The organism is Sphingobium scionense, assembly GCF_014197035.1.
Lineage (GTDB): Bacteria > Pseudomonadota > Alphaproteobacteria > Sphingomonadales > Sphingomonadaceae > Sphingobium > Sphingobium scionense.
The window spans coordinates 1-2,294 of the sequence record NZ_JACIEU010000082.1 but is presented as its reverse complement, the minus strand read 5'-3'; the positions used below and the strand labels follow the sequence as shown (position 1 = coordinate 2,294).

Sequence of the window (2,294 nt, the reverse complement as noted above, 5' to 3'; positions counted from 1 at the left end):
CCAATGATGCGCCCTTTTAGCTATCGCAAGGAATCATCGCGTTTTATCAATGCATTATTATTAATGATACACTTGCTCACGGGACAGAACAGCGCGTTGTTCTCGAAATTGAGATCGAGACTGCGCCGATCCATGTTAGCGGAGCCAACCAGCCCAAGCGAACCGTCAACCACAAGCGTCTTGGCATGCAGCAGGCCGCCTCGAAACTCGAAGATGCGCACGCCCGCCGCCGCAAGCGTGGGGTAATAGGCACGGCCGATCGCGCCGACAATCCGGCTGTCATTGCGCCGGGGAAAGACGATGCGGATCTCGACACCCCGGCGGGCCGCAGCGACAATCGCAGCTAGTAATGGCGGGTCAGGCGCGAAGTATGGGGTCGTGATCGTCACGCTTTCCTGCGCTGATGCGAGGACCGCCACGAAGATATCGGTCATCGTTCCACGAGGCGACAAGGGCCCCGTGCCCACCGCGAGGGCCGGAAAGCCCCCCTCTCGCGGCTGCGGCGCCCCCATGCTCAACGCCTCGCGAAGATCCTCGCCCGTTTCTGTTGTCCAGGCAGCGGCAAAGATCAGTTCGGCCTGACGCGCTACCGGCCCTTCATAGCGGATCAGGATATCGACCCAGGGGGCGAACTTGCGCTTGGGAAGAAAGGCCGGGTCGGCGCAGTTCTGGCTGCCGCACCATGTGATCCAGCCATCGACCACCACGATCTTCCGGTGATTGCGCAGATCGACACGGTGCCCGACCAGGAAGCCGAGGCCCAGCGGGGCTTTCAGCGAGACGCAAAGTTTTGCACCGGCTTCGCGCATCCGCATCCAGTCGTGTGATCTGACCATCGCGCGCGAGCCGACGGCATCGGCAACGATGCGGCATTTCACGCCGCGGCGGGCGGCCCGGCAGATCGCCTCGACCACCTTTGTGCCGTTGTGATCATTCAGCCAGATGTAGAAGGACAGATGCACTGTCTGGCGGGCGGCATCGATATCAGCAACGATCGTCTCGATTGCGCCGTCCGAGTCCGTCGCGACCGAAGCGGTGTTTCCTGTGGCTAGCAGCCAATGGCTTGCCGCCTCGCAGGTCCGAAAGGCGTTGGCGGCGGCGGTTGGGTCATTCGGCGCGCCGGCGTGATCCGGAGCAAAAGGCAGCAGTTCCTTGTAGGCTCGCCGCGCGCGCTCGCGAAAAGCGGTAGAGATCCACGGTTCGCCGAAGAAGAGGTACAGGATCGTTCCGATTCCCGGTAGGCCGATCAACAGAAGCAGCCAGGCCGTTCGTGCCAGCGGTTCGCGTCCCTCGAGCAGGATTGCTCGAACAATGACCGCGACATGGATTGCCGCTAGCAGGATGGCAAATGCGATCATGGCGCTACGCTAGGATGCCTCCGGCTTCAGCCACGATGCCTGCCGCGCGCTTTGCCCCTCCCTCATTCCGTCGCGCCCTTCAACTCAATTTCGTTCTCCAGTGGCGTTTGCGAACTGGTCGCGGATGGTCTGGTCCTATTCGCGCTCGCCGAGGCCGCTTTTCTCTTCGAGGGCTTGGCAATTGGAGCTGCGGCGACTCCCTTTCCAGAGGGTGCCTTCCTACGCTTTTTCCATTCTGCTTCGCTTTCTCCGCCTCCTGGGCGCGACACGTCGAGAACGACGACATCGGTGAATTCCCGAAGATGTCGAGGCAGGGCTTCGACGAGTTGCTGGCCAAGTTCTGTCGCGTCAGCCGGGTCCGGCAGCCCCGGTCTCGAGGTTGTCTTCGTCCAATCAGCGCCGAACCAGAAGACGAGCAATATCCCGACACCGGTCGCGCCTTCGCTCGTGGTGTAGCCCTGCAGTTGGCCCTCGCCGGCAGTCCATAGGTCCTTGTGGTAGTGGCGTTTCGCCTCGATGGGCAGGTTACTTCCGTTGTGGGTCGCAAAGTAGAGATCGACCCGCGTGGAATCCTTGCGTTGAACCTCGGGCAGCGTCACCGCGATCTGGTATTTCTCTAGTGCGCCCCGCAGTTTCGTCAGTGTGGTATTACGTGCCACGTTCTCGATTTTCGGGTTCGCCGGCTTTCCATCACTGTCGGTATTCCAGTAGTCGAGCCAAGGGCTCTCCGATTGCTCCCGCAGGTTGCGTCCCAACCGAGATAACTCGTCGACGACGATAGCACGAAGGTCTTGCGCATTGATTGGCGGGCCACCAGCGAGCAGAGCGACTACGTCGCTCAACCTAGTGGATTGATTCCAACACTTGGTGCCCGCGCCGTACAGCGGCTATAATTTCGTCCGGATCGGCCTTCCAGATGAAAGGTCGGGGGTCCTC

The 2,294-nt window shown here is 61.1% G+C and carries 2 protein-coding genes; both read right to left on the bottom strand.

The window, feature by feature from the left end; all coding sequences use genetic code 11:
• Positions 1-20: 20 nt before the first annotated feature.
• The gene (gene cls / locus GGQ90_RS28785; RefSeq protein ID WP_188084640.1) at positions 21-1,358 is read right to left on the bottom strand and encodes a cardiolipin synthase; all 1,338 of its coding nucleotides are present in this window, start codon (positions 1,356-1,358) and stop codon (positions 21-23) included.
• Positions 1,359-1,420: 62 nt separating this feature from the next.
• Positions 1,421-2,200, bottom strand: coding sequence for a hypothetical protein (locus GGQ90_RS28780; RefSeq protein ID WP_188084639.1), 780 nt, complete (start codon positions 2,198-2,200; stop codon positions 1,421-1,423).
• Positions 2,201-2,294: the final 94 nt, after the last annotated feature.